Raw genomic sequence first — 25,711 nt, 5'->3', positions numbered from 1 at the left:
AGGGGGTGACGTCGATGGTCAAACTTGTGGCGTTGCTTGATGTAATCCGATGGATTGCTGCGATCCTCAGTATTGTACTGAGTGGGCGAAAGCTTTACCGTTGGTTGCGCAAAAAGTTTCGTAGCAAGCGAAAACCCACCTCATAAGGTTGGACGCCTGACGGTGGGTTTCGCTTGAATAGCATTATTTAGTTCATGCGCGCCGTGGCAATCCACAGCCTTTCGGGTCCTAAGAGTCTTTACCGTTGACGCGGTGAAGACTCTTTTTTAGTATATGACCGAACCCGATCACCATATACTTCACGAAAGTAATATATCAATTAATATACTACTGAATACTTATGTAGACAGTATAGCACAGCTCTGTCCAAAAGTTAACAATACAAAACGCCCTCCACTGCGCAAAGTTGAACCCGCGCAGACAGAGAGCGTTATACTTATCGATTATTCTGTGATTATTTCACGAATCCAAGCAGCATTTCACGGATCAGCTTCGCAGCTACAATCTGTGTCTGTTGTGTTGGATCATAGATTGGTGCAACTTCAACCAAGTCACAACCAACTACATTTACATCAGATCCTGCGATCATATGGATGGCTTCCAGCAGTTCCTTGGACGTAATGCCACCCGCTTCTGCTGTACCTGTTCCTGGTGCTGCTGACGGATCAAGCACATCGATGTCGATGGTCACATACACCGGACGGTTGCCCATCTTGGGAAGAGCTTCTTTCATCGGAGCTGCCACTTCAAATGGATAGAAGTTGATGTTCTCGCGACCGTACTGGAACTCCTCACGGGAGCCGGAACGGATACCGAACTGATAGATGTTTTGGCCACCCATCAACTCAGCTGCTTTACGTACTGGTGTGGAGTGGGACAATGGCTCGCCTTCATAGTTTTCACGAAGGTCAGCGTGTGCATCAATATGAATCAGAATAAGATCCGGGTATTTCTTGTACATCTGTTGGATGACTGGCCAAGTAACCAGATGCTCGCCACCGAGACCAACTGGGAATTTGTCGTCAGCGAGCAGACTGCCGATGTATTCATGAATTACCTCAAGGCTGCGTCCCGCGTTACCGAAAGGCAAGAGCAGGTCTCCAGCGTCAAAGTATGTCATGTCTACAATGCTTTTGTCGAGATATGGGCTGTACTCTTCAAGTCCAACCGATGCCTGACGGATATGAGATGGGCCGAAACGGGAACCCGGACGGAAGCTGACGGTGTAATCCATCGGCATGCCATAGATAACTGCTTTGGAGTTCTCATAATCCTCAGAGCTGCAAATAAATACGTTTCCTGAATAAGATTGATCCAGTTTCATTAATGATTTCCCCTTTTATTTCGTTAAATCTTCCACGAATTTAGGAAGTACAAATGCTGCTTTGTGCAGACGCGGAGAGTAATACTTGGTGTCCATCTCCGGGATTTGAGTCTCATCCACTTCGAGCGGGTCATGTTTCTTGCTACCCATGGTGAATGTCCACAAACCACTTGGATAGGTTGGAATATTACAGCCGTACACATGTACGATCGGGAAGATTTCTTTGACGTCTTTGTTCACCTTCTGAATCAGATCCGCCTTGAACCAAGGGTTGTCCGTTTGGGCAACGAAGATTCCGTCTTCTTTCAATGCTTCGTAGATGCCTTGGTAGAACCCACGCTCAAACAATGGAGCAGCAGGGCCTACAGGCTCGGTGGAGTCTACGATGATCACATCGTATTCATTTTTATGTTCAATAATATGCATGTAGCCGTCGTTTACGAGCACTTCAACATTAGGCTCGTCCAACTTGCCGGCGATTTCAGGCAAATATTTTTTAGAGTATTCAATAACTTTACCGTCAATTTCGACGAGAACTGCTTTTTCTACAGCAGCATGCTTAATGACTTCACGAATGACTCCGCCATCGCCGCCACCGACAACCAGAACTTTTTTCGGATTCGGGTGAGTGTTCAGCGCAGGGTGTGCCGCCATTTCGTGATATACGAATTCGTCTTTTACAGTCGTCATCACCATGCCATCAAGAAGCAACATGTTACCGAATTCTTCGGTCTCTACCATGGCCAAATCTTGAAAATCCGTTTTCTCTGTAACATAGGTCTGCTTAATCTTCGCGGTGATCCCGAATACCGGGGTCTGTTTCTCCGTAAACCACAATTCCATAATCTCTACCTTCTTTCCGTAAAGTTAATGATCAGCCATACCCGAACAAGTGCTATGCACTATAATCGGTTCGCCCAAGCACGTCCAGCGTTCGGCGCCATATCGCGTTATCATTGCTGGCCTGCGGGAAAGGTCCGCGGTTCACTTCATTATATAGATTAAATTGACCAGAGCGTCTGACTAATCAATGAATCAATGACCATTCGTCTGTTCGTCCTTACGCGCTTTAGTATCTTGTGCCGAATCTTACCTTTTCATTACCCTTTTGCATTATACGCGATTGACGTTTATACTGCAAAACGGTTTTCAAGGCGGAAATGCTACATTTTGTTTGCTTATGCACCCGATTGAATATCCCTGCCAATCAAGTCCCATACTGGAAGAAAAGAGAGGAGCCCGTTCCATGACCAAGCCAAATCAAAAGACCCGCAAACGCGGGTTCCGTTTACGAAAATTCATTAAAAACCTGTCTCTGCTCGCCGTGCTCGCTATACTTGCTACCGCTGCAGGATTGGTGTACCTATACGCAACCAGCCTGCCTCTCGCAGACTCTGACCGGAATTCCAGATTACTGGACAGTCAGGGTGAAGTCATCGCTACCTTCTCCGCAGGTGGCAAAGACTCTGTACCCGTTCAACTGGAGGATATCGCTCCAGATCTGGTCAATGCCACTCTCGCTGTAGAGGACCGCAAATTCTATAATCACTACGGGTTCGACGTGCAAGGGATGGGACGGGCTGTGCTCGTTAACCTCGAACATATGCAGATGTCGCAGGGTGCGAGTACATTGACTCAACAGCTGGCGCGTAACCTATATCTATCTCATGAGAAAACATGGACTCGCAAAGCCAAGGAAGCCATGTACACGGCGCAATTGGAGATGAAATACAGCAAGGATGAAATTTTGCAGATGTATCTGAACGAAATCTATTATGGGCATGGTGCGTACGGAATCGAAGCGGCTTCGCGAATGTATTTTGGCAAATCAGCCAAACAGCTGGATCTTGCAGAGAGTGCCATGCTGGCAGGAATCCCGAAAGGACCTACCTACTATTCACCCTATAACCATATGAAGAATGCCAAAGACCGACAGAAGATTGTGCTGAATGCCATGGCTGATATCGGTAAGATCACCCAAGCCGAAGCGGATAAGGCCTATGAGAAAATGCTTTCGTTCAAACCGGAAAGTGAGCGTAAAACGGTGGAAAGTGCCCCGTATTTTCGTGACTATATCCGGAATCTGGCCATCAAAGAGCTGGGAATCAGTGAAGCGATGCTGGATCACGGAGGATTGAATATCTACACCACCCTGGATCTGCGTGTACAAAAAGCAGCTGAAGACGCCATAGCGAAGGGTATGGATGCCAAAAGCGAGCTGGAGACGGCCCTCGTGTCCATCGACCCTCGTACGGGCTACATCAAAGCCATGGTAGGCGGCAAGAATTATCGCACCAATCAGATTAACCATGTACTGGCGACAACGCGCCAGCCAGGTTCGGCGTTTAAACCCATTATGTATCTGGCAGCCCTGGAATCCAAGCAGCTCACCAGTGCATCCATATTTAACAGTGAACCTACCCTTTTTCACTATGACAATGACCGCAAAACCTATAAACCCGGCAACTTTGGAGACAAGTATCTGGGTGAGATTGATCTAAGACAGGCGATCGCCGCTTCAGACAATATCTATGCGGTGAACACCATTATGCAGATCGGTCCTGAGCAGGTTGTGAGTATGGCAAAAAACCTTGGCATTACAAGCAACCTGAGCGCCGTACCTTCTCTTGCACTGGGAACGTCACCTGTCAGCCCGCTGGAGATGGCGTCGGCCTTTTCCGTCATTGCTGCTGGTGGACAACGGACGCCACCTGTAGCCATTCTGCAAGTGACGGATGCCGCAGGACGTGTACTCTATGAATCGCCTCAGACGAAGGCTGAGACCGTTGTGGAACCTGCGGCAGCTTATGTACTGACACGTTTAATGGAAAGTGTCTTCGAAAATGGAGGAACGGGCAACCGGGTGTCTAAGGCGATCAAACGTCCGGTAGCGGGAAAAACGGGAACAACCAACACGGATGCCTGGCTCGTTGGATTCACACCGGAGCTCTCCACCGCGGTATGGGTTGGGTACGACCAAGGCAAAGCCATCTCAACTTCGGATGGCCGCCGGGCGGCTCCGATCTTTGCCCAGTTCACAGAGCAGGCACTTGCGAGCGTACCACCCAAAATCTTCACCGTGCCTGATCATGTCGTAAGTGTCTATATTGACCCGGAATCCGGCAAGCTGGCAGGCAACGGTTGTGAAGAGAAACGGCTGGAAGTTTTTATTGATGGTACTGAACCGACAGAGGTATGTCATGGCACGACGGATGATTCGGATTCTGGAGAAGATGAGAAGACCCGTCAGGTACAGAATCAACAAGGCATACAGGAAGAGAAACATTCCTGGTGGGGAGATTTCAAACGTTGGTGGGTAGAATGACGCAAATGCGCGATGACTTAGTTGCGTCACCTATAACCTCTGGTTATATTGAACAATTGGAAATTCACTTCGGATGAAAACTCATAATTATTCAGATCAATGAATACGATTAATGCACAAGCAAAAGACCCCCAGCCGAACTTTCCGGTCAAGGGGCCTTTTGCTTTTTTTTGCTTTTATACTTTGTTGAAAATGATCTGCCTTAAGCGAGTGCTTCCTTCAATACATCTGGAGAAGCATTCCACCAGTCTTCGTTGTGTGAGATCAGCAGTGTCTTAAGTGCAGCTCGAGCTTCAGGTCCAAGCTCATCCAGCATGAAGCGACGCTTCAAGGCATAATCCATGCGATTCACATGTTCCGCCAGCAGTTTCCATCCACGTCTTGCTTCCGTATCAATCCACATCTCACATGCCGTTGCTCCACCATACAGTTGGCCTTCCTCCGTGCGATCCACAGCTACCCACACCAGCCATACCTGGCGTCCGTTGGGCACATCTTCACGATTGGTAGAGAATTTGATATTGCGTTCCACTTTGCTCTTCGCATGCATCGCACCGATATCGATTTTGGCTTCGCCATTATCAATAATGACCGGGGAAAGGTTATTCAGATCAATGGAGCCTGCACCGAAGCCTTTATGCTTGCTTTTTGCACTAACGATATTCAAGGCAATCTGTTTTTTGCCGTTTTGCTCGTTTTGGTCCATGTTTATAGCCTCCAAGGGTTGATACAAATATTTTAACTAATAATTGTCCCATTGCAAACATATACATGCTGTAGATGCTTGTCAACGGGAGGTATTTAACGATGATTCCACGACGCGCCAAGAGCTGGCTCACTGCATCCCTGGCCCTGTGTGTACTTGCCGGAGGGATATGGATCACTCTGGGTTATAATCGCTCAACTCATTCAGAATTGCCAGTACTCGCCCCCGAATCGGGCAAGCCCAAGGCAATAGCTCCAACCCCAGCACCTCCAGAAAGTGTACAGACCCCTACAGCCGAAGTGTACAGCAACCGTGTTGTGGAATATCACATGGATGTAAAACTGGTCGAAGGGAATGTACTGGAAGGGACTCAGACGATTACCTGGACACACCCAGGTAAAAAAACCGTCAGCGAGCTTTATTTTCATATGTACCCCAATGCCTTCTCTTCTGCTGACACCACCTTTATGAAGGAATCCGGTGGAAAGCTTCGTGGTGATGTCATGCCTACCAATGGTTATGGCTCCATGAACATTACCGAAATGAAAACGGAGGACGGGCTCTCTCTGCTGCACCGGATGCAATATGTGCAACCAGATGACGGAAATATCAAGGACACCACCCTCATTAAAGTACGCCTGCCCAAACCCGTTAAAGGCGGGGAAAGCATCACACTCCACACCCGATTCGAAGTGAATCTGCCGAAGATTTTTGCCCGAATGGGAACTGCTGATAATTTTGTCATGGCAGGTCAATGGTTTCCCAAATTAAGTGCCTATGAACCTGTAGGCAGGCGTGGACGAACAACGGAAGGCTGGAATCTGCACCAATACCATGGCAATTCAGAGTTTTACGCCGACTTCGGTATATATAGTGTGCGTATTCGGGTGCCTGAAACATACAAAGTTGCTGCTACCGGATTTCCGACGCAACAAGCCGTGGTGAAGAATGGAGAAAAGGTCTATCAATTCTATGCCGATGATGTACATGATTTTGCCTGGGCAGCTTCACCGGATTTTGTCTACGCCGAGGAACCCTTCTCTGCACCCAATGTGCCTGGTGTACGAATCAAGTTATATCTGGACCCTGCTCATCAGGATCTTAAAGAACGTTATTTCTACGCCGCGAAGGCCGCACTAGCCAATTATAGCAAATGGTTTGGCCCATATCCTTACGCTACCTTATCCATCGTTGTTCCACCCAAAGCGGGGAACGGTGCTGGAGGCATGGAGTACCCTACGCTAGTTACGGCCTTTGGAGCCGATGATACTACCCCAGGTTATGACCTGGAACGTACCGTAGTCCACGAGATCGGACACCAGTACTTCTACGGTATGGTTGCCAGCAACGAATTCGAGGAAGCCTGGCTGGATGAGGGGTTCACCTCTTATGCAGAAGACAAACTGATGGAGCAGGAATATGGATTGATTCCGAATCTGCCGGTACAATCAGGCCTGATTACGTCTCCTTCATCTTTAACACAAGAATCCTGGAAGTTCGATTCACAGAATGAGTATGCAGCCAATGTCTATACACGTGGCAAACTTGTATTGCTTGGTATCGAACATCAAGTCGGCGCAAAAAAGATGGAACGCATTCTCTCTACCTATGTGAAGAAGTACCGCTTCAAACATCCCACTTCGGCTGATTTTCAAAACGTTGTGGAACAAGTGACCCGTACTTCCTGGTCTGATTATTTTGACCAATACGTCTATGGTAACGGGATGGCTGACTTTGCTGTAGAGCAGATTCGTGTTACGCCCGTACAGAAAGACGGTCAAACATGGTACGAGTCATCCGTGACGATCGCAAAAAAAGGAAGTGATTACAACGCCGTTCCTGTTCGCATTGCTTTTGAAGACGGGCATATCCTCACCAAACAATGGAATGGCAAAGAAGATCGCATCACCTATAAATTAACTCACACATCCCCCGTATCCTGGGCCATGACCGATCCCCTGTACACGATCGTGCTGGAGAACCGCCATATGAACAATTTCCTGAAATCCGGACTGGATGAGCAAGCAAAATCCCGCTGGAGCATGAGTGTAACCAAACTAATAGAAGCCATATTCGGAGGTCTGTCATGGTGAGGTGGAAACGGTGAAAGCAAAAATACGTGAAGGCTGGTTTCTCGTCCGTCAGCATATGTTCATTGCCGCACTCTTATTTCTCTATCAACTCATTTGGGGATATTTCTTCTATCGAATGGTACAATCGGCGGTCATCCCCCTACTCCTGCGCTATCCAGATGCTGATGCCGGGGAACTGAGTACACTTTTGTTCAAAATGGAAAGTCAACTTAACTTGTCTACCCATCCGGAGGTTCATCGTTATCTATGGATTCTAGGGGGCATGCTGCTGGTTCGCATGTTGATCAGCCCCCTCATTCAGGCAGGACTACTCTACTCACTTCAGCACTTTAACTCTACAGAAGAGCGCATCCCCTTTGTCCGCGGAATCAAAAATCTGTGGAAACCGATGCTGCTGCTCCACACCATACGTACATTATTGATACTTCTGCCCGCCTACTGGCTCATACCGAAGCTCTACTCGATTCTCATGGACGGATTTCATTCCCTTCAATTACTTTTGCCTGGTATACCTTATGTTGCTGCCTGGATTGTATATGGTTGGATCATCCACCATGCCGTGCTCTACATGCAGTTCGGTGTTTCGGCACCAGAAGGAGAAGGCGGGGCTCACGGTACCCTCAGAGCACTCTGGATTGCACTGCGTCATCTCATCGCCGTAATCGGTATTGCACTCCTGCTGGGCGGAGTTCACCTGCTTATCTTCGGGGCATTCACTTCAGCCTCATGGTTATTAACGGGACTTACCGGACTTATACTACAACAGACGTATCCACTTGCGAGATGTCTATTGAATCTGTGGAAAATATGCAGCCATTTCCGATTATGGCAGTCCAAAATGTCCAAAGGTGAGAGCAGATAGTTTAAAAATTGTTACCATCACATGTTAAACTTATGGCCTAATATGTACTTATAAATAGGCAAACCTCAACCTTTCCCCGTCAAAGGTCGAGGTTTTTTTTGCTAAATTTGTTGCTAAACGTTGCCAAAGCCGTACTCCTCTGTTACAATAATCGCAGTGAGTTTTTAGTAACAACTTTGTAATCTTTACATTCATATTTGTAACTACTTAAAATTAAATCGTCATTTCTTGATTTCGCAGGTGCATAACTAGCATAGCCAAATTCCTGGCACCTGGGAAGCGGGGGAACCAGTTATGGGTGAATTGATCTTGCTACAGAGGGATCATAGGGGACCTTCAACCGAATCCTTAAGCTAACCTCGCAGGCGTTGGAAGGGGAATATCTCTTGTTCAAGAAGAAATTAACCGCAGCTGTACTTAGCATCACATTTGCATTATCGCTTGGTGCAGGTAGCGCATTCGCAGATTCAAAGATGGACACAGTAATTGATTCAGCAATGGGAACTACATACAAAAGTGGGGGAACAACGCTTAACGGCTTTGACTGCTCCGGATTTACACGGTATGTATTCGACAAATTGGGTATTGATTTGGCACGCCAATCCAGTTCCCAATTCGACATGGGCGATTCCGTATCCCGCATGGAAATGAGAGCTGGCGATCTGGTATTCTTCAATACAACAGGTAAAGGCGTATCTCATGTAGGAATCTTTGTAGGGGATGGAAAGTTCGCACACTCCTCTTCTTCCAAAGGCGTTACGATCAGTGCATTGAGTGAAAGCTATTGGGCCAACCGTTATGTTGGCGCGAAACGGATTATGAGCACGGACGCATATGAATCACTGGCCCTTGACTAGGGACAAGCTGAGCAACATGATGCTGTAACCATTAACCATACTGGAACGAAGCAAGAAGCATAACAGAACCGCCCGGTACATTCTCCGCAGGAATGTATCCGGCGGTTTTTTTGTGCTTCAATCCTTATTCATGTTGCAAGTTATACTCGGGGCATATCCTGCGACATCAACAGGTTCATTTTGCGTTCGTTCGTCCGTGCCCTTATGATGTTTTTACCCATCCCGTTATAATATAAACGAAATTACCGGAACTTTTGTTTCATTTTTTTTCTTGGGAAGGAAGACTTGCTAAATGAACATCACTTTTGTAGAGTGGACAAAGAGTTCTGTTTCAAGGAAAGGAGCATGCAGGTGTATGAAGGAAACCCCTGTGACGTTTCACGTTGTACCCATGCGAGAAGAACATGCGGAGCTTATCTGCAGTTGGCAGTATGATCCGCCTTACAATATCTACAGCTGGCTCCCCTGGGAGCAGATGAAAGCTCTGGAAGTGGAATTCGGAGATGCACAGCTGCGGCAGGAGCAATATGCAATCGTCCTGGATCAGAACGATCGTATATGTGGGTTTGCTCAATACTTCCCACTTCAAGGGGTAACCCGGATTGGCCTTGGCATGCATCCAGAGCTGTGTGGTCAGGGTCAAGGGACAGCTTTTGTCACTGCCATTGTACAGGAAGCCATTCGACGAAATCCCACGAATGAGATTGATCTGGAAGTACTCACTTGGAATGCTCGTGCCATTCAAGTCTATCTGAAGAGTGGATTTGTCACCCAGGATACATACGAACGACAGACCCCAACCGGCTTGAAGCCCTTTCACTGTATGGTTTATGAAGGGCCTCGCGGTTAGAATCCATTGCAAAACAACCACATTTGCCCCTTGTTATGTGATTAGTTCAAAAAATTCCCACAAAATGCTATGATGTCAGTACAGGTTCCGTTATAATGATATGGATAGTTTCAGGTTAGATGATCTTTCATTCTGGAGGGGACATAAGGGATGCACAAATGGATCATGAGCGGAGTATTTTTTGCAGCATGCGCTTTAGCTATTGTTTTAATGTTTACGCTTCCAGGGAAAGAAGAAGTGGCTGAAGAAGCCAAACCAACCATGCCGGAAGTAACATTGGATGCCGGACAGGCTGAAGCACTGGTCAAAGCCAATTGTATCTCCTGTCACGGGGATCAGCTTCAGGGTGGCGTAGGACCTGCTCTGGCTAACATCGGTAGCCAGGATGATCTGGAGAAGATCTATTCTACGATTGTCAAAGGTAAAGGTGGTATGCCTTCCTTCAAGGGCAAGCTGCAGGATGAAGAAATTGCAAATATCGCCATGTGGCTGTCAGAGAAAAAATAATCTGTGCACGCACATAACGAAGAGGCGCTTAATCCCCTTTTGGGAGAATAAGAGCCTCTTCGTTATACCAATTATTAGGCCTCTGTGGCATGCTCAGCCAGAAAGGCCTCAACTTCACGTGCGGACGGCATCCCGGACTGGGCGCCGAGCTTCGTCACGGATAACGCGGCCGCACCCATGGCGTAGCCTACGGCCGCGTCCAAAGTCTCACCGCGCGCGAGGGCTACCGCCAACGCGCCGTTGAAGCAATCGCCAGCGCCGGTCGTATCGACGGCGCTTACGGCGTAGCCGGGCGCACGGCACGCGCCGGCACGCCCTGCTTGTACGCGGCCGCCAGGCGCCGCCGCGTACACAGCCCCCTCGGGGCCGAGCGTCGTGACGACAGCGGCCCCGAGGGATGCGGCGAGCTCTGCGACCGCCGCATCCAGGTCTTCCGGCCGGAGATGAGCCCGGCCGGTAAGCACGGCAAGCTCACTGCGGTTCGGCGTGACAACGTCGACGCACCGCAGGAGCTCCTGGGGCAGACCCGGCACTGCGGGAGCCGGGTTGAGCACCACCAGTGCGCTGCCTTCAGCCGCCAGTTGGGCGGCGCGGGTAACCGCTGGCAGCGGGATCTCCAGCTGCAGCAGCACCGCTGCGGCTGCAGTCAGGCTTTTTACCGTATCCGCCTCTTCCAGCATCTCAGGCACCACTTGTCCATTCGCACCAGGAATAACGATAATCCGGTTGTCTCCCCGAGAGAGCCAAATGGAAGCCGTCCCTGTAACCGTTTCTTCCAATATGCGAACCTGCGAGGCATCTGCACCACTTTCCGTCAGACTGTGCAGCAGACGTTCGCCAAAACCGTCCGATCCCACCGCACCAATCATCGTCGTCTGTCCACCCAGACGCGCAGCGGCAACAGCCTGGTTCGCCCCTTTGCCACCAGCGAGAAAATGCAGCTCCTCACCGCTCACCGTCTCTCCCTCTTCCGGAATCGTGTCTGTCTTCACCACGAGATCCATATTGAGACTGCCTACGACAGCAATAAGAGGTTGTTTCTGATTATAGTCTGACATGTATGGTTCACTCACTTCCGGCCGCGCGATAATAACCGACCTTGTTATTCCGACCTCATTTTGTCATAAGCTTCGTTATATTGCCCTGCTTCCTTGATATCTACAGATGTGATACCACCCGCATCCCATGACGTGAGACGCAGCGTAACCGTTGTATAATCAATCGTAATAAAAGGATGATGATTGAATGCTTCCGAGATCGCAGCGACCTCATCCACAAATGCAATCCCTTTCATGTAGTTGGAGAACACGAATTTACGTACAATCCACCGTCCCTCTTCCAGTTCCCAGCCTTCCAGCCTTCCCAGATGAGCTTCGACTTCCTCTTGCGAAAAAACCATGCGTTATCTTCCTCCCCATAGGATGGTACATTACAGACGTGAGTCCGTATAACCACCGACACCTTCGGCGCTATCAACAGCAACCTCAAAGGCCAGGCTCACCGCCATGCGGTTGGCCCATTTCACGACTAACATCTTACCACGGACAAGCTTCAAAATCCAATCAACTACATGGCATAGAACCACTAACCATAAGGCTTTGAGGGCAATTCCAATTCCATTTATACCCCTGAAAATGCATGTAAACACACTAAATTAAAGGTACAAATGTCAACTCTTCTTCCCCGATCAAAATATGAATACGGTGCTGTTCCTTATCATGGATGACCACACCACTTCCAACTGGAATAACAGACTCCTCGCCCAGCGCATAGAACAAATCCTCCGCCAACGCCTCATCCACTTCAAGTTGGTCAGATGCAGCCAGTCTCTCCCACTCTTCCGCGTCCATTTCAAAGAAAACATACCGATCCGGTATGCGTCCGATTGCCGTTGTCAGATCTGTCAAAATTCCTTCATAATCCCGTCCATGCTTTACGCCCATTGGCTTTTCACTCCTATTCGGCCCCTAAGGAGCGGATTTGATCTTATTATACCTGAAAATAGCCCTTAAAAAAAAAGGCCTTCTGGTCGATAAATACATATATGACCGTTTTAACTGTTTTAGCAACCGTAAGGAATGCCTAACATTGAACGGATTGCGGCCAAAAATTCGTCCGGAAGCCCGAATACAGCCGCTTGAAAGGATTCAATTTTATCTCATGGATGAGGTGTATGATGAACATTTCAACGATTATTGGACTAGTTTTTGGACTGGTCTCCCTTGTACTCGGTATGTTCCTGAAGGGTGCGCCCTTAATCAACCTGGTTAACAATCCGGCAGCCTACGTTATTATCTTTGTTGGTACGGCAGGAACTATCTTTATCGCATTTCCAATGTCTGAAGTTAAGAAAATCCCTAAGCTTTTCGGGATTATTTTCAAAAATCAAGTACTTATTGATCGAGTGTCTCTGATCGGCACGTTTATGGATTGGGCTTCCACTACCCGTCGTGAAGGTTTGCTTGCACTGGAATCAAAAGTAGAAGAGATTGACGATCAGTTCCTTCGTGGCGGTATGCGTATGATTATCGACGGCAACGATCAGGAATTTGTAAGTGATGTACTGATGGAAGATATTCATGCTACAGAGGAGCGCCACCGTGGCGGTGCCTTGATCTTCGCTCAGGCGGGGATGTACGCGCCAACGCTCGGGGTTCTCGGGGCCGTTGTAGGTCTCATCGCAGCACTTGCCGATCTCAGTGACATGGAGAAACTCTCCCATGCGATTGCGGCAGCATTTATCGCAACACTCCTTGGTATATTTAGTGGTTACGTGTTATGGCACCCGATGTCTAACAAGCTGAAGCGGATGTCCAAGCAAGAAATGGAGATCAAGCTGATGATGGTTGAAGGATTGTTATCCATACAGTCTGGTGTATCCACCATTGCCATCAACCAAAAGTTATCCGTATTCCTGACACCTTCCGAACGTAAACAACTGGAAGAGAAGGAGGGATCATCAGGTGAAAAAGGCTAAAAAGCACGAACCACATGAAGAACATATAGACGAGAGCTGGTTGCTTCCCTATTCTGACTTGATGACCTTGTTGCTTGCCCTGTTTATCACGTTGTTCTCCATGAGTTCACTCGATGCAGCCAAGTTCGAGCAGATGGCATCCGCACTAAGCAGTGCATTGAATGGAGGCTCCGGTGTTCTGGATCATACGTCCATGAATCCGGATACGCCAGGTGCCGATCTGGGTAAGAACAAACAGGAACCTACAGAAATCACCAAGAAAACACCAGCTCAGATAACGGATGCACAGATGGCTCAAAAAGAACAGGAAGATCTGGAGAAGCTTAAGAAAAGGCTTGACCAGTATATCTCGAAGAACGGACTTTCGGACCAGCTGAATACCAAGCTGAATCAGTCTGAATTGAAGATCACCATCAGTGATAACGCCCTGTTCTCCTCAGGCCGAGCAGATGTGAAGCCTGAATCACGATCCCTGGCCAAAGCAATCTCAAGCATGCTGCAGGAGTTCCCTGAATATGAAGTGGTGGTATCCGGTCATACCGATAATATTCCCATTTCGAACAACCAATATAAGGATAACTGGGATCTGAGTGCAGATCGTGCGCTCAACTTCCTGAAAATCCTGTTGCTGAACACACAATTGGACCCTTCCAAATTCACACCAAGTGGTTATGGAGAGTATCATCCGATTGCCAGTAATGACACCAATACCGGACGGGCACAGAATCGCCGTGTAGAGGTATCTATCATTCGGAAGTATCAAAGTAACAATACAAATGTAAAAGCCGTTGGCGGAGGAAACTAGAGGCCTGCAGCGATTCATTAACCAAAGACCGTTCCCCAGGTACAAGGAGAACGGTCTTTTGGGTTTATATAAAGCTTATGCTTGGTTTATCTCTACATTTTTTCACACTATTTGCGAAGATTCACCTGTCGTCATTGACCTTATACCAAAAAGCCCTGCGCTCCTTTTCGGAAAGCAGGGCTTCAATCAGTTAATTAGTCAAAGTCGAATCAACTATTCCAGTGAATAGTCCAACAGACCGCCCAGCTCCGCTTTTTCAGCAGGGGTAAGCTCTCTCCATGAACCTGTCGCCATTTCTCCAAGATGAATGTTCATGATCCGAATACGCTTCAACTTACGAACCTCGTAGCCAAAGGCACTACACATCCGCCGAATCTGACGGTTCTTTCCTTCAGTCAGGATGATACGGAATACTCGATCCGTCATCCGGGTCACGGTACAAGGCAGGGTCATTTCACCCAATATCTTCACCCCAGTGCTCATACCTCTAAGGAAACTCGGGGTTACAGATCGATCAACAGTAACGATATACTCTTTCTCATGGCGTCCTTCTGCTCTAAGTATCCGGTTAACGATATCTCCATCATTGGTCATCAGGATCAAACCTTCCGAGTCCTTATCCAAGCGTCCAATAGGAAAGATACGTTCATCGTGTCCGACAAAATCAACGATATTGCCCTGAATATGCTGCTCAGTTGTACTTGTGATTCCAATCGGTTTATTCAGGGCAATATATACGTGTTTTCTCTTTTCCTTGATCGGCTTGCCATTGATTCGTACATCGTCGCCTTCTTCTGCCTGACTGCCCAGTTCAGCCTTAACTCCATTAATGGTTACCTGACCACTATCCACCAACTTGTCGGCTTCACGCCGGGAGCAATAACCTGTTTCACTAATAAATTTATTAATACGCAAAAGGTAATCTCACCTCATCTATTTCTCTTCATCTGTAAGTGGTTCATCCGTTACCTGATCTGCCTCAATAACCTCCGGTTGTTGCTCGGATGCAGGCAGTTCAATGATAACCGTTGTTCCCTTGTTCATGACGCTTTTAATATCCATCATGCCCTTATGTGATTGAATAATGCGCTGACTGACCATCAGACCAAGCCCTGTCCCAGACTCTTTATTCGTAAAGAAAGGCTCCCCAAGCTTGGGCATCATCTCTTCCGGGATACCGATGCCTTCATCCCTGATCTCAATTCTGACGCGTTTCGACTGCTCGTCATGCTTGAGCTTGATATGGATACTTCCTCCATTTGGCATGGCCTCCATACCGTTTTTCAGCAAATTGATGAATACCTGCTTCAACTGGTTCTCTTCACAGTGTACCATAGCCGAATCGGATGAGGCACGCAGTACAAATTCTACACCATGCAGATGCGCCTGACTATCCAGTAACGAGATGACATCGCCAAGAATAAAACGAATGTCCCGATTCTGAAAATGAACCGCCTGCGGTTTCGCTAAAATCAGAAATTCACCAACAATAAGGTTGATGCGATCCAGCTCCGATAACATCAGATCCAGATGACGATGATTCAGCTTGTTGCTCTCTTGCTGTAACTGCAGGAATCCGCGCAGTGTGGTCAATGGATTACGAATCTCATGTGCTACACCTGCTGCAAGCTGGCCCACGGTTGTTAGCTTCTCAGAACGTCTGAGCAGCTCTTCCATCCGATTACGACTTGTAATGTCCCTGGAGACACTAATAAGTGCGGTAATCTCTCCAGCCTCGTCTCGTACCGGAGCCGTACTGACACTGACCTCTACTCGGGTCCCGTCTTTCTTCATCCATGTGGTTTCGTTGGACGTAATGGACATGCCCTCAACGAGTTGGGCATGCTGACGTTTCATTTCTTCTTCTGCCTCTGGCGGGATAATCTTCAGATGACGACCTTCCACCTCACGACTTCGAAAGCCATATAATTGTTCAAATGCGCGGTTAACCCGCAGTACTTTTCCTTCAAGATCCGTAATGTGAATAGCATCCGCTGTCTGATTGATGATGGATTCCAGATGCTCTTTCACCGCCCGATTCTCTTCATACATCTGTTTCAGACGGCTCGTATAATGGCCCAGATTACGAATCATGGCATTAATACGATTGGCCAGTTGGCCAAGTTCATCCTTCCTCCGTACTTTCAGCCGGAAATCAAAGTGTCCATCCGCTACATCATTCACTTTGCCCAATATGGATTGGATCGGACGTGTTATATAGCCTGCGAGCAGATAGCTGCCAAAGATCACAATCTCCAGCAAAACCAATGATATGGAGGCATGGCTAACCAACTGCTCAGATACCATGGAGGAGATTTGCTTATAGTCCATGACAATACTGATCACATAGGAAGACTGATTGGGTGTGAAAATGGGAATAAAGCTCTTCAGTACCTTCTGTTCATGCGTTTCACTGACAAAAGATACATTTTGCCCTGTTCGAATGGCGCGCACCACAGCACGATGATCCTCATCCGTAGAACCATACTGGTATGTACCAAAACGAATCGGTCTGTTATTCAACTTGCTAAAGTTCGAATCTCTTCCGTCATCACCCATGTTGGGGCTGCCGAAAGTCAACGGATTGATGCCTGTAATCTCCAGAATGGAGGGATTGACCTCACGGATTTTATTCAAAATCTCATCCGGACTAGAGATTTTCACATAGTCATCAACTTCCGTATTATTATAGAAGGGATTGATTATGTAGTTTCTCTTTCCATCATGGTAGTAACCCCAGATATCAATATCCGAAGGACTGGATGTCGAATATTCAAATCCATCTGACCAGAAATGCTCCAACTTCTGCCCTTGGGGAATCGTTACCTGTTGTTTTTCAAACAACTGCTTAAAGGCCTGATACCAGTAGGTCATGGATTTGGTGGACAGCCCGAGTTCTCTCGGATCCGAGGAGCGGCTAACCACAATATCATCATCCGTCTGCTCCATTAACGAGATATGCGAAACGCCGACCTTTTGGCTCAAGCGTACAAGTTCTTCATTTGTGATATTATTAATATCCGGGTCCAATTCTTCAGCCGCCATAACAGCAGCAAGCCACAGATTGTTTCCAATCTGCCGTTTTACATAATCCGAACTGTATTGATTCTGTTCGACAGCAATTGCAATCTGCTTTGCAGTGAGCACCATCTTGGTTTCACTGTCCTGCCTCAGATTCTCTTCTGTAGTATAATAACTCAGTGCGATATTCAACACTAAAATAACGAGCACTGAGCACGACATAATCATGGATAATTTCGTTTTAATAGACAAGTTTTTTTGTTCACCTCTCGGCTTGTACCCTCTGGCGATATATGGCAAAACCTATCTCCATCATAACGCTTGTATGACTTTTTGAAAAGGATAATTGACCTGTGTCCAAAAGTTACCGAATGAATGAAAAGCTCGAAATTCGTTGTTTTTTGCATTTTCGAACTCTACAATGAAATTAATCACTATATTTATCCACATACCCACAGGCTTGTGGATAGTTTGTTTATAACTATGTGAGCAACTACACGGTTATCCACAATTCTATACACAACATGTTAACAACCCGAATACTTGTTCGCTGAATAAACGATTTTGGAAGGAGTTATATAGTAATGACTGAACATTTTCTCCAGACCGATCTTGCGCATTTATCTGAGGAAGCTCAGCATGAGCACTGGATGCGAGAGGCCATTGCTGAGGCTTACAAAGCCGAAGCTCTTGGGGAAGTTCCGATTGGAGCTGTAATCGTACAAAATAACCAAATCATTGGTCGAGGATACAATCTGCGTGAAACTACGCTGGATTCTACCGCCCATGCAGAGATGGTAGCTATTCGTCAGGCCAGCGAGACCATTGGAGCTTGGCGTTTGTTGGATTGTTCTCTGTACGTCACACTGGAACCTTGTCCGATGTGTGCAGGTGCAATTGTACAATCCAGGGTCCCCCGCGTAATCTATGGTACGGCTGATCCCAAGGCAGGCTGTGCAGGTACACTGATGAACCTGCTACAGGAGCCTCGTTTTAACCATCGCACCGAGGTGATTCCGGATATCCTTCAGCCCGAATGCTCTACGATGCTAACTCAATTTTTCAGAAGTCTGCGCCAAAAGTTAAAATAGTCACCGACTACAAACATCCCAATTAGAAAGGAAGTGTGCTGTAATGGCACTAACACTCTATGATACAGCCAATGGCATAAGCCTTCGGTTGCTCACACCCCAGGATACACAGTCCTATCTGGACCTGATTCAGGTCACACGCGTCCCCTACCAGTCTGTAGAACCCGTGCGAGACGATGAATTCTATACACTGGATGCTCAGACTCGGCGGATTGAGGATCGGGTCAAGGCAGCAGAAGAAGGTACAGGATATCAATTTGGAATCTATACCATTAAAGACAGCCTGTTGATTGGACAAGTAAGTATCAACAATGTCGTATTAGGCGTTGCCAATTATGCAGATATGGGTTACTTTATCCATCCAGATTATCAGGGCGGCGGACGAATGACAGCAGCGGTTAAACTGGCCGTAGCTTATGGCTTCCGTGCGCTGAAGTTAAATCGGGTTCAGGCTGCAGTATTGCCCTCCAACAAAGGTTCACAGCGCGTACTGGAGAAGAACGGATTCCAGTTTGAAGGTACTGCTCGCAGATACCTCAAGATCAACGGCAAATATCAGGATCATCAGATCTATGCTGTACTTGCTGAAGACTTGGGCGAACTTGCGAATTAATTAATTTAGAAGTTCCCACACAAAACTGTCTGTATTTCCAATTTAACAATATACAGATAAAACCGCACTATCCTAGTTATGTAGGAAAGTGTATAGATCACCAGCCACGATTTAAAATCAAAGATCAATCATTTTGCGGATATCCCCTCATACGCTGTGTAACAAAAAAACCGCCTGTATCCAAGCGGAAGGAGATTATCCTTCACTTGAATCACAGACGGTTTGAACTCAGCGAGATTAGTATCCGTATGAAGCGTTCATCAATTCTTCGAACTCTTGCATAGTAATTACGTCATCGCCAGTAGGGATGTTGATTTTGAATGCTGCTTTTTCATTAATCTTGGTGTACGTATTGGAACCAGTAAATGCCAATTTCACTTCGTCTTTTGTATCTTCCGGCTTGATTAGCACATCAGCGACCATCTTTTGATATACAGGGAAGTCGTTTTTGTCCAATGCGAAATCAATGTTGAATTGGTTGATTGTCAGAACATCTTTCAATTTATCCAAGTCTTTAGCCATTTCAGCCTGATCTGCTTCAGTGATCTTCAGATCTTCTTTAGCTTTGTCGATATCAGCCTGATCCATTTGCAGCATTTCACGATATTCCTCTTTGGACAGAATATCCAATACTTTAGGCATAGCTTTTGTTACCAGTACAGTAACTGCTTCTTTAACATTGTCATTATTCACCGAGAATTGTACAACCTGCTTCGCATCTACACCTTCAGGAAGTTGTGCATCTTTGGTGTCTAGATTTTTGAAGAATTTAGCTTGATCGTACTCGCTCAGCACTGCGTCCATGACTTCGTTGCTCAGCTTTTGCGTTTTGGCTGCGTCCATAGCATCCGGGTTCCATTCTGTACCCTCTTGCTCAGCCAGTTCTTTCAGATCAAGTTCCAGGAATTTGCCAACAACGTTCTCCGGAATTGGGAAGAACGGAATATTCGGCACTTTCACATAGAGTTTCTCAGCTGTCATCACCATTGGAATGGTAAAGGTCATACCCATATCGCCTTTAAGCTCGATGCCAAGAGTCATCTCTGTCTGCATTGGCTCACTTTGGTATACACCTGTTACATTCAACTGAGCATCCTTCAGCATGCTCATAAACTGAGTCATAGTAGGATCAGTTTGTGAAGCATCCCCAGGTTTATAGCTCAATTCATTAATTGTAAAGTTGGAACTCATTTCATACGAAGTCAATTTGGAAGCATTGGCCGCAGCCGTCTTCAATGCCTCTTTTGGCTCCTGCTTGCTGCTACATGCTGTCAATGCCATAGATACGGTCAACAGCAACGTAAGAAGAAGCGCCCCCATACGTTTAGTCATTTGTTTCTCTCCTCTCGTGATAACCCCAAAAAAAGTAATTCAATATCAATGATATACCATATCACCAGATACCGAAACCTAATTTGGGAAAAATGTGATCTTTCCTCTTTAAAATGGCTACAAAGACCTATGTCAGCTTTGGGAATATGCGTGTGCCTGTCTTTATATATGTATGAATACGCAAAAGCCCCCTGTTAGGTAACAAGGGACTTTTGCGTGAATCTGTTTCTTCTATTAACCTTGGGGATTCAAATGATCCACATGATTTTGATTTTTTACTTTTTTGGAACCGGATAATGGCTCCTGCATGGAAGAGCGTTTGGATGAATGACGATGCTGTTCGGATGCTTGTGCTTCCGGTACGGGAATTGTTTTTGGTTTGCTCATATTATTGCCCCCTCATCATTGTTAGGAATGGGATGGGTCCCTATCTTCCGGTTTGTCATGATTCAGTGCATCCTGATGACGGCGATCATTAATATCTTGCTGAATTTGCTGGGCATGATGACTATTTACGGCAGGTTGCTCCAGATCATCGACTACATTTTGCAGGTTTTTGTCAACTCCCGCTTTGGCTTTAGTCAATTGAGTTCACTCCTTCAGATTTCAGGCTATTATCTCGTCTGGGATTGTAACGACTGGGCGCATTCATGAATGTGCCGTGTATAATCGTGAGCCAGTTCTTGAATGGGTTCTGTACGCTCATCCGTCGTTCGTCCATCCCGTTCCACATCAATCAGCTGTACGCTGACTTCACGCGAATCGACATATGCGCATTTGAAATCAAAAGAATACATCTCATGACCTGCTGTCGCAATGTGTATCCGAATGGCCTGCTGATCGGCTTCATCCGCCATCACTTGAGCCTGATCGCCAACATTCAAGACTTGAGGCAAACGTTCTTGCCAAGCCCCTACAAGCTCTGTCTGATCGATGTTTAACTCGCGGTTCATCTTACCACCTCCACTCCTATAAAGTGCGGCGATGAAGATGTTTTTATACATATTAACCTTATTCAAAATATAACGTTGTACTGTGCAACGTATACATGGATCACCAACCTGTATGCTCATTACGTTTAACAAACTCACAACGCAAAAAAGGACCCGAGCGAGATCGCTCAAGTCCTTGTTATAAGTGTAGTATGGCGGAGAGGGTGGGATTCGAACCCACGTGGAGTTGCCCCCTAACGGTTTTCAAGACCGCCCCGTTATGACCGCTTCGGTACCTCTCCAGGGAATTAACTTTTATAAACTTGCCACGAAAAGTATCATACCACATCTCGACATTATAATGCAACCTTTTTTATATCAAAATTGATAATCCCGTGTCAGACAACTGCCTCGGCTTTACAAAACACTCCAATCCGCCATTCCAAAATGACGGATTGAGTTTGTATTCCTCTTGATGAGGATGGTTAACTAACTCTTAAGAGCGACGTGCAATCACACTGGTGCCGCCCATATAAGGACGCAATGCTTCAGGAATAACAACCGTGCCATCTTCCTGTTGATAGTTCTCCAGGATAGCGGCTACCGTCCGTCCAACAGCCAATCCTGACCCGTTCAATGTATGAACAAATTCCGGTTTGGCTTTTGGCTCTCTGCGGAAACGGATATTGGCACGACGTGCCTGGAAATCCTCACAGTTGGAGCATGAAGAAATCTCACGATAGGTATTGCTCTCAGGCAACCATACTTCAATATCATACGTTTTAGCTGAAGTGAAACCCATATCTGCCGTGCACAAAGTCAGGACGCGATACGGCAAGCCCAACAATTGAAGCACACGCTCCGCATTTTGAGTCATTTGCTCCAGCTCTTCATACGAAGTCTCTGGAGTAGAGAGCTTGAGCAGCTCTACTTTGTTGAATTGATGCTGACGAATCAAGCCGCGTGTATCCCGTCCAGCCGAACCGGCTTCAGAGCGGAAACAAGAGCTGTATGCCACAAAGTGTTTAGGCAATTGATCTACATTCAGAATCTCTTCGCGATGGTAGTTCGTTACCGGAACTTCAGCAGTAGGGATTAGATAATATTCAGTATCTTTCAACTTAAACAGATCTTCTTCGAACTTAGGCAGTTGACCTGTTCCAAACAAGCTGTCCCGATTCACGATGTATGGAGGCAGAATCTCTTCATATCCATGTTGATCGCTGTGCAGATCCATCATGAAGTTGATCAATGCACGTTCCAGACGCGCACCCAGACCTTTATAAAAGGTAAAACGGGAACCTGTTACTTTGGCAGCCGCTTCAAAATCAAGAATATCGAGATCCTGCGCAATTTCCCAGTGTGCTTTTGGTGCAAAAGTAAATGACTTCGGCTCTTCCCAACGACGAATCTCAACATTGTCGTCTTCAGAAGCTCCAATCGGTACACTTTCGTTAGGAATGTTCGGAATCGCCATTGTGAGATCATTGATCTTCACTTCCAGTTCCCGAACTTCTTCGTCCATGGCTTTGATTCGATCAGAGACTTCACGCATCTCCACAATCAGATCATCCGCATTCTCACGATTCTTCTTCAGTCTAGCAACTTCCGCAGAGACCGTATTCCGACGGCTCTTCAGTGTTTCACTCTCTTGAAGCAATTCCCGACGCTTGGCATCCATCTCGGTAAATCCAGCGATAAGATCCAGCGATTTGCCACGTTTATTCAATGCTTCTTCTACACGCGCATACTCATTCCGCAATATTTTCACATCAAGCACGATATACCCCTCCTAAATAACCTCACAACGTGAAGCATTATGTTAAAATCCATTCTCAAAACTCTACTGTATATACCTTACTATATACTTATCGGAACCTGTAACCCAAAAAACAACCTATATCCCCGGTGTTACCCTCCGCTGCGATTCCCGCTATGAAGCAGATACAGGCAACATCAGGCATCCGTTCAGATGCAACTGCCATCCAGCGGCCTTACACGGCTTCTGGGGAAGTGATCCGATGACCGGGAGATCATAGGTTGTACATCATGCATTATTTAGAGTCTACCGTGTGTTTGTAGGATCTGGCCATGTCTACAAAATAAGTATGCAGACGATAGTCATCCGTCAACTCCGGATGGTAGGAGCAAGCCAGCAAATGCCCCTGACGAGCGGTAACAATCTCATCCTTGTATGTGGAGAGAACTTCGACCTGGTCTCCGACACTCTCGATCAAGGGCGCCCGTATAAACACAGCCCTTACCGTTTCCTCAATGCCTTTGACTGGCAAATCCGTCTCAAAACTTTCTCTCTGCCGTCCAAATGCATTTCGGGATACAGTCATATCCATTAGCTCCAAATGAGCTTCCTCTTGCCCTGCAATGTGTTTAGCCATAACGATCAAGCCAGCACAGGTACCAAACACAGGTTTGCCTTCAGCAGCAAACGCGCGAATGGCATCCATAAACTCATACTTACGCATCAGCTTGCCAATCGTTGTACTTTCCCCGCCAGGAAGGATAAGACCATCCAGATCGTCCAATTGCTGAACCTGTTTGATAGCCACACCTTCTGCTCCAGCGCGTTCAATACTCCGTATATGCTCTGTGACAGCCCCTTGAAGTGCTAAAACGCCGATCTTCATTTGCACATTCCCCTTCTCTTACCAGCCACGATTTTGCATACGCTCGGAAGGTGCAAGTTTGGATATCTCTATGCCCTTCATCGGTGCTCCAAGATACTTGGACACTTCGGCCCGTAATGTATGTGTCGTTCTAAAAAACATTGGAGTTTTTTGCTTCATTATACGTGAATTCTAACTTGATATTTTACCGGAAAAATTGTAATTATACAATCCATCCGGTCGGAATAACTTGTATTTTATCAATGATATGACCACATAAACATCAAATTCATGATCATACTCTTTCCATGAAGTTTGCTATGGATTAAAACAGGTTTTTAATCCCGTCAAAAAGATCCACGAAGAAATCCTTCACGGCACGGAAGAACAAACGGAACCATCCGCCTTTTTCAGCCTCTTCCGCAGTAATCAAGTTCACTGTTTTTTCCTGTGGCTCAATTCCATCTGCTTTATACGTGTACGTTACCGTACCAACCTTTGTACCTGCCTTGATTGGTGCTACCAGCTTGTCAGCCTCAGTTACGTTGGCTTTGAACGTCACATCCAGGTTCTGGGTACCTTTGGGTACAACGAAACTTACCGCATTATCTGTTACGACAGGAACGGTTGTTTCTTTACCTTTTTTCACAGGCACAGCTTCCCAGCCCGTCACTTTGGTCTTGCCTGCAACAGCCTGCTTCACTTCAAAGTTGTTAAATCCAAAGTCCAATACCTTTTTAGTTTCTCTGAAACGTGCGGATTCCGAATCTGTGCCCATAACGACACTAATTAGACGCATACCGTTACGTTCCGCTGTACCTGTAAAGTTATTACCTGCGTTCGTGGTATGGCCTGTTTTCATTCCATCCAGACCTTCATAGGCATAGCTTTTGAAATTGGTTATATTTTTATTCGCTTCCAGCATCCAGTTGTAATTGATAATTGGAGCTTTATCATTTGGACGGAACTTATAGGATTGAATGGTTGTAAAATCTTTGTAGTCCGGGTGATCCATGATGATATATCTGCACAGAATCGCAGCATCCATTGCGGACATCACTGTTTCCTTGTCTTCAGCTGGACGGAAGTCGGCAGGCATATCTGCTCGGTCTAGACCGGAAGAGTTGATGAAGAACGTATCCTTCATGCCCATACGCTTCGCTTCATCATTCATCATTTTCACGAAAGCTTCTTCCGAACCAGCAACATGTTCAGCCAAAGCAACCGTAGCATCATTGGCAGAGCCAACAGCCATAGCTATATAGAGATCCTTAACTGTGTGCTGGTCACCTTCCGCGAGGAAAATTCGCGACCCGATACTTTGTGCAGCATTCTTTTTAACAGTTACAATATCGTCCCAGCCGAATTTACCTTGTTTGACTTGTTCGGCGACAATGTACTCTGTCATCATTTTGGTCATACTTGCAGGTGGCATCGCTTTATCCGCATCAACATTTAGTAGAATCTGTCCCGTTGAGGCTTCCATAAGCACTGCAGATCTAACTTCAAGCCCAAGTGAGTCTACCCCAGGCACCTGCACGGCTTTCTCCGTCTTCGTTGTTGTTGCTGCAGCAGTCAGAACCTGACCGGAGTTATCCGCAGCAGCCATGACCGGCATTACTGCAGACATACAAAGCATGTTAATTAGCATTACCGAGGCTACGCTCTTTTTGAGCATTTGGCGTTTCTTTTTATTCATGTGTTTGGCTTTCAATGATGAATACTCCCTTCGATCCAAAGCATTGTGAATTGCTTCAGTGCAGCTTATGCTGCGATTTTCTTGTTCCCTAAC

The 25,711-nt window shown here is 46.6% G+C and carries 27 protein-coding genes, 1 tRNA gene, 1 pseudogene and 1 riboswitch; of the genes and pseudogenes, 11 read left to right on the top strand and 18 right to left on the bottom strand.

Going from position 1 to position 25,711, the window contains the following annotated elements:
• The first annotated feature begins 14 nt into the window (after positions 1–14).
• A complete protein-coding gene (locus MKY87_RS16405; RefSeq protein ID WP_017691304.1) occupies positions 15–146 on the top strand; it encodes a hypothetical protein in 132 nt (43 codons plus the stop codon).
• A 308-nt stretch (positions 147–454) separates the two neighbouring features.
• Here MKY87_RS16405 and speB read toward each other — a convergent pair whose 3' ends face one another.
• On the bottom strand, positions 455–1,324 hold the full coding sequence (gene speB / locus MKY87_RS16400) for an agmatinase (protein ID WP_340965411.1): 870 nt from the start codon (positions 1,322–1,324) through the stop codon (positions 455–457).
• Positions 1,325–1,339: 15 nt separating this feature from the next.
• A complete protein-coding gene (gene speE, locus MKY87_RS16395) occupies positions 1,340–2,167 on the bottom strand; it encodes a polyamine aminopropyltransferase (RefSeq protein ID WP_017691306.1) in 828 nt (275 codons plus the stop codon).
• A gap of 403 nt (positions 2,168–2,570) precedes the next feature.
• Here speE and MKY87_RS16390 point away from each other — a divergent pair, with 403 nt between their 5' ends.
• Positions 2,571–4,649 carry a transglycosylase domain-containing protein gene (locus MKY87_RS16390; RefSeq protein ID WP_340965410.1) on the top strand — a complete coding sequence of 693 codons (2,079 nt, stop codon included), beginning with the start codon at positions 2,571–2,573 and terminating at the stop codon, positions 4,647–4,649.
• A gap of 202 nt (positions 4,650–4,851) precedes the next feature.
• Here MKY87_RS16390 and MKY87_RS16385 read toward each other — a convergent pair whose 3' ends face one another.
• Positions 4,852–5,355, bottom strand: coding sequence for a YwhD family protein (locus MKY87_RS16385; RefSeq protein ID WP_091039209.1), 504 nt, complete (start codon positions 5,353–5,355; stop codon positions 4,852–4,854).
• A 101-nt stretch (positions 5,356–5,456) separates the two neighbouring features.
• Between MKY87_RS16385 and MKY87_RS16380 the strand changes: the two genes are divergently transcribed.
• The 5 genes from MKY87_RS16380 (at position 5,457) to MKY87_RS16360 (ending at position 10,524) form a co-directional block, all read left to right on the top strand.
• Positions 5,457–7,448 carry a M1 family metallopeptidase gene (locus tag MKY87_RS16380; RefSeq protein ID WP_338589819.1) on the top strand — a complete coding sequence of 664 codons (1,992 nt, stop codon included), beginning with the start codon at positions 5,457–5,459 and terminating at the stop codon, positions 7,446–7,448.
• A 10-nt stretch (positions 7,449–7,458) separates the two neighbouring features.
• The gene (locus MKY87_RS16375; protein ID WP_340965409.1) at positions 7,459–8,310 is read left to right on the top strand and encodes a hypothetical protein; all 852 of its coding nucleotides are present in this window, start codon (positions 7,459–7,461) and stop codon (positions 8,308–8,310) included.
• 245 nt (positions 8,311–8,555) lie between these two features.
• Positions 8,556–8,693: riboswitch (cyclic di-AMP (ydaO/yuaA leader) on the top strand.
• 3 nt (positions 8,694–8,696) lie between these two features.
• Positions 8,697–9,167, top strand: coding sequence for a C40 family peptidase (locus MKY87_RS16370; RefSeq protein WP_091039214.1), 471 nt, complete (start codon positions 8,697–8,699; stop codon positions 9,165–9,167).
• A 355-nt stretch (positions 9,168–9,522) separates the two neighbouring features.
• Positions 9,523–10,017, top strand: coding sequence for a GNAT family N-acetyltransferase (locus MKY87_RS16365; RefSeq protein ID WP_339787424.1), 495 nt, complete (start codon positions 9,523–9,525; stop codon positions 10,015–10,017).
• Positions 10,018–10,167: 150 nt separating this feature from the next.
• Positions 10,168–10,524: a c-type cytochrome gene (locus tag MKY87_RS16360; RefSeq protein WP_036607288.1), complete on the top strand. Its 357-nt coding sequence runs from the start codon at positions 10,168–10,170 to the stop codon at positions 10,522–10,524.
• 74 nt (positions 10,525–10,598) lie between these two features.
• On the opposite strand, the gene rbsK is transcribed toward MKY87_RS16360, so the two are convergent.
• The 4 genes from rbsK to MKY87_RS16340 all read right to left on the bottom strand — a co-directional run bounded on the left by rbsK (position 10,599) and on the right by MKY87_RS16340 (position 12,467).
• The gene (gene rbsK, locus MKY87_RS16355) at positions 10,599–11,582 is read right to left on the bottom strand and encodes a ribokinase (protein ID WP_340965408.1); all 984 of its coding nucleotides are present in this window, start codon (positions 11,580–11,582) and stop codon (positions 10,599–10,601) included.
• A gap of 44 nt (positions 11,583–11,626) precedes the next feature.
• Positions 11,627–11,923 carry a 4a-hydroxytetrahydrobiopterin dehydratase gene (locus tag MKY87_RS16350; protein WP_062838136.1) on the bottom strand — a complete coding sequence of 99 codons (297 nt, stop codon included), beginning with the start codon at positions 11,921–11,923 and terminating at the stop codon, positions 11,627–11,629.
• Positions 11,924–11,953: 30 nt separating this feature from the next.
• Positions 11,954–12,109, bottom strand: coding sequence for a hypothetical protein (locus tag MKY87_RS16345; RefSeq protein ID WP_167483873.1), 156 nt, complete (start codon positions 12,107–12,109; stop codon positions 11,954–11,956).
• 64 nt (positions 12,110–12,173) lie between these two features.
• A complete protein-coding gene (locus MKY87_RS16340) occupies positions 12,174–12,467 on the bottom strand; it encodes a hypothetical protein (RefSeq protein WP_074092938.1) in 294 nt (97 codons plus the stop codon).
• A 233-nt stretch (positions 12,468–12,700) separates the two neighbouring features.
• Between MKY87_RS16340 and motA the strand changes: the two genes are divergently transcribed.
• A complete protein-coding gene (motA, locus tag MKY87_RS16335; protein ID WP_017691317.1) occupies positions 12,701–13,501 on the top strand; it encodes a flagellar motor stator protein MotA in 801 nt (266 codons plus the stop codon).
• Entirely contained in the window at positions 13,488–14,306 is an 819-nt protein-coding gene (gene motB, locus MKY87_RS16330) for a flagellar motor protein MotB (protein WP_338589808.1), read from the top strand. The genes motA and motB overlap by 14 nt, the downstream gene beginning before the upstream one ends.
• Positions 14,307–14,519: 213 nt before the next feature.
• On the opposite strand, the gene rluF is transcribed toward motB, so the two are convergent.
• Together rluF and MKY87_RS16320 are read right to left on the bottom strand one after the other, a co-directional pair.
• Positions 14,520–15,221, bottom strand: a complete 702-nt coding sequence (rluF, locus tag MKY87_RS16325; protein WP_338589806.1) for a 23S rRNA pseudouridine(2604) synthase RluF — start codon at positions 15,219–15,221, stop codon at positions 14,520–14,522.
• 18 nt (positions 15,222–15,239) lie between these two features.
• Positions 15,240–17,579, bottom strand: coding sequence for an ATP-binding protein (locus MKY87_RS16320; RefSeq protein ID WP_339787429.1), 2,340 nt, complete (start codon positions 17,577–17,579; stop codon positions 15,240–15,242).
• Between the two features lie 332 nt (positions 17,580–17,911).
• Here MKY87_RS16320 and tadA point away from each other — a divergent pair, with 332 nt between their 5' ends.
• Entirely contained in the window at positions 17,912–18,418 is a 507-nt protein-coding gene (gene tadA, locus MKY87_RS16315) for a tRNA adenosine(34) deaminase TadA (protein WP_091039227.1), read from the top strand.
• A gap of 43 nt (positions 18,419–18,461) precedes the next feature.
• Positions 18,462–19,031 (top strand): GNAT family N-acetyltransferase, encoded by a 570-nt coding sequence (locus MKY87_RS16310; protein ID WP_249913816.1) that lies wholly within the window; start codon positions 18,462–18,464, stop codon positions 19,029–19,031.
• A 237-nt stretch (positions 19,032–19,268) separates the two neighbouring features.
• Here the strand turns inward: MKY87_RS16310 and MKY87_RS16305 are convergent, their stop codons facing one another.
• From MKY87_RS16305 to MKY87_RS16265, 9 genes and pseudogenes are all read right to left on the bottom strand, one after another.
• Positions 19,269–20,363 (bottom strand): hypothetical protein, encoded by a 1,095-nt coding sequence (locus MKY87_RS16305; RefSeq protein WP_315939820.1) that lies wholly within the window; start codon positions 20,361–20,363, stop codon positions 19,269–19,271.
• Between the two features lie 234 nt (positions 20,364–20,597).
• Positions 20,598–20,750, bottom strand: coding sequence for a small acid-soluble spore protein P (locus MKY87_RS16300; RefSeq protein ID WP_036607296.1), 153 nt, complete (start codon positions 20,748–20,750; stop codon positions 20,598–20,600).
• Between the two features lie 21 nt (positions 20,751–20,771).
• Positions 20,772–20,948, bottom strand: coding sequence for a hypothetical protein (locus MKY87_RS16295; protein WP_340965405.1), 177 nt, complete (start codon positions 20,946–20,948; stop codon positions 20,772–20,774).
• A 29-nt stretch (positions 20,949–20,977) separates the two neighbouring features.
• Positions 20,978–21,316, bottom strand: a complete 339-nt coding sequence (locus MKY87_RS16290; protein ID WP_036607297.1) for a hypothetical protein — start codon at positions 21,314–21,316, stop codon at positions 20,978–20,980.
• Between the two features lie 192 nt (positions 21,317–21,508).
• Positions 21,509–21,597: transfer RNA gene (locus MKY87_RS16285), tRNA-Ser, on the bottom strand.
• Positions 21,598–21,791: 194 nt separating this feature from the next.
• The gene (gene serS, locus MKY87_RS16280) at positions 21,792–23,075 is read right to left on the bottom strand and encodes a serine--tRNA ligase (protein ID WP_340965404.1); all 1,284 of its coding nucleotides are present in this window, start codon (positions 23,073–23,075) and stop codon (positions 21,792–21,794) included.
• Between the two features lie 274 nt (positions 23,076–23,349).
• A complete protein-coding gene (pdxT, locus tag MKY87_RS16275; RefSeq protein ID WP_340965403.1) occupies positions 23,350–23,940 on the bottom strand; it encodes a pyridoxal 5'-phosphate synthase glutaminase subunit PdxT in 591 nt (196 codons plus the stop codon).
• A gap of 18 nt (positions 23,941–23,958) precedes the next feature.
• Positions 23,959–24,069, bottom strand: a pseudogene (locus MKY87_RS16270) (pyridoxal 5'-phosphate synthase lyase subunit PdxS); the annotation flags it as partial.
• A gap of 175 nt (positions 24,070–24,244) precedes the next feature.
• A complete protein-coding gene (locus MKY87_RS16265) occupies positions 24,245–25,633 on the bottom strand; it encodes a D-alanyl-D-alanine carboxypeptidase family protein (protein ID WP_340965402.1) in 1,389 nt (462 codons plus the stop codon).
• Positions 25,634–25,711: the final 78 nt, after the last annotated feature.

It is taken from the genome of Paenibacillus sp. FSL R7-0198, assembly GCF_038000415.1.
Taxonomy (GTDB): Bacteria; Bacillota; Bacilli; order Paenibacillales; family Paenibacillaceae; genus Paenibacillus.
Note: the sequence above shows the minus strand (reverse complement) of the source record. Positions and strands in the feature narration are given on the sequence as shown.

Excerpts from the sequence above, each read along its gene's own strand:
- MKY87_RS16405 (WP_017691304.1), top strand. The coding sequence starts at position 15 with ATGGTCAAACTTGTGGCGTTGCTTGATGTAATCCGATGGATTGCTGCG.
- speB (WP_340965411.1), bottom strand. The coding sequence starts at position 1,324 with ATGAAACTGGATCAATCTTATTCAGGAAACGTATTTATTTGCAGCTCT.
- speE (WP_017691306.1), bottom strand. The coding sequence starts at position 2,167 with ATGGAATTGTGGTTTACGGAGAAACAGACCCCGGTATTCGGGATCACC.
- MKY87_RS16390 (WP_340965410.1), top strand. The coding sequence starts at position 2,571 with ATGACCAAGCCAAATCAAAAGACCCGCAAACGCGGGTTCCGTTTACGA.
- MKY87_RS16385 (WP_091039209.1), bottom strand. The coding sequence starts at position 5,355 with ATGGACCAAAACGAGCAAAACGGCAAAAAACAGATTGCCTTGAATATC.
- MKY87_RS16380 (WP_338589819.1), top strand. The coding sequence starts at position 5,457 with ATGATTCCACGACGCGCCAAGAGCTGGCTCACTGCATCCCTGGCCCTG.
- MKY87_RS16365 (WP_339787424.1), top strand. The coding sequence starts at position 9,523 with ATGAAGGAAACCCCTGTGACGTTTCACGTTGTACCCATGCGAGAAGAA.
- MKY87_RS16360 (WP_036607288.1), top strand. The coding sequence starts at position 10,168 with ATGCACAAATGGATCATGAGCGGAGTATTTTTTGCAGCATGCGCTTTA.
- rbsK (WP_340965408.1), bottom strand. The coding sequence starts at position 11,582 with ATGTCAGACTATAATCAGAAACAACCTCTTATTGCTGTCGTAGGCAGT.
- MKY87_RS16350 (WP_062838136.1), bottom strand. The coding sequence starts at position 11,923 with ATGGTTTTTTCGCAAGAGGAAGTCGAAGCTCATCTGGGAAGGCTGGAA.
- MKY87_RS16340 (WP_074092938.1), bottom strand. The coding sequence starts at position 12,467 with ATGGGCGTAAAGCATGGACGGGATTATGAAGGAATTTTGACAGATCTG.
- motA (WP_017691317.1), top strand. The coding sequence starts at position 12,701 with ATGAACATTTCAACGATTATTGGACTAGTTTTTGGACTGGTCTCCCTT.
- tadA (WP_091039227.1), top strand. The coding sequence starts at position 17,912 with ATGACTGAACATTTTCTCCAGACCGATCTTGCGCATTTATCTGAGGAA.
- MKY87_RS16310 (WP_249913816.1), top strand. The coding sequence starts at position 18,462 with ATGGCACTAACACTCTATGATACAGCCAATGGCATAAGCCTTCGGTTG.
- MKY87_RS16305 (WP_315939820.1), bottom strand. The coding sequence starts at position 20,363 with ATGACTAAACGTATGGGGGCGCTTCTTCTTACGTTGCTGTTGACCGTA.
- MKY87_RS16300 (WP_036607296.1), bottom strand. The coding sequence starts at position 20,750 with ATGAGCAAACCAAAAACAATTCCCGTACCGGAAGCACAAGCATCCGAA.
- MKY87_RS16290 (WP_036607297.1), bottom strand. The coding sequence starts at position 21,316 with ATGAACCGCGAGTTAAACATCGATCAGACAGAGCTTGTAGGGGCTTGG.
- pdxT (WP_340965403.1), bottom strand. The coding sequence starts at position 23,940 with ATGAAGATCGGCGTTTTAGCACTTCAAGGGGCTGTCACAGAGCATATA.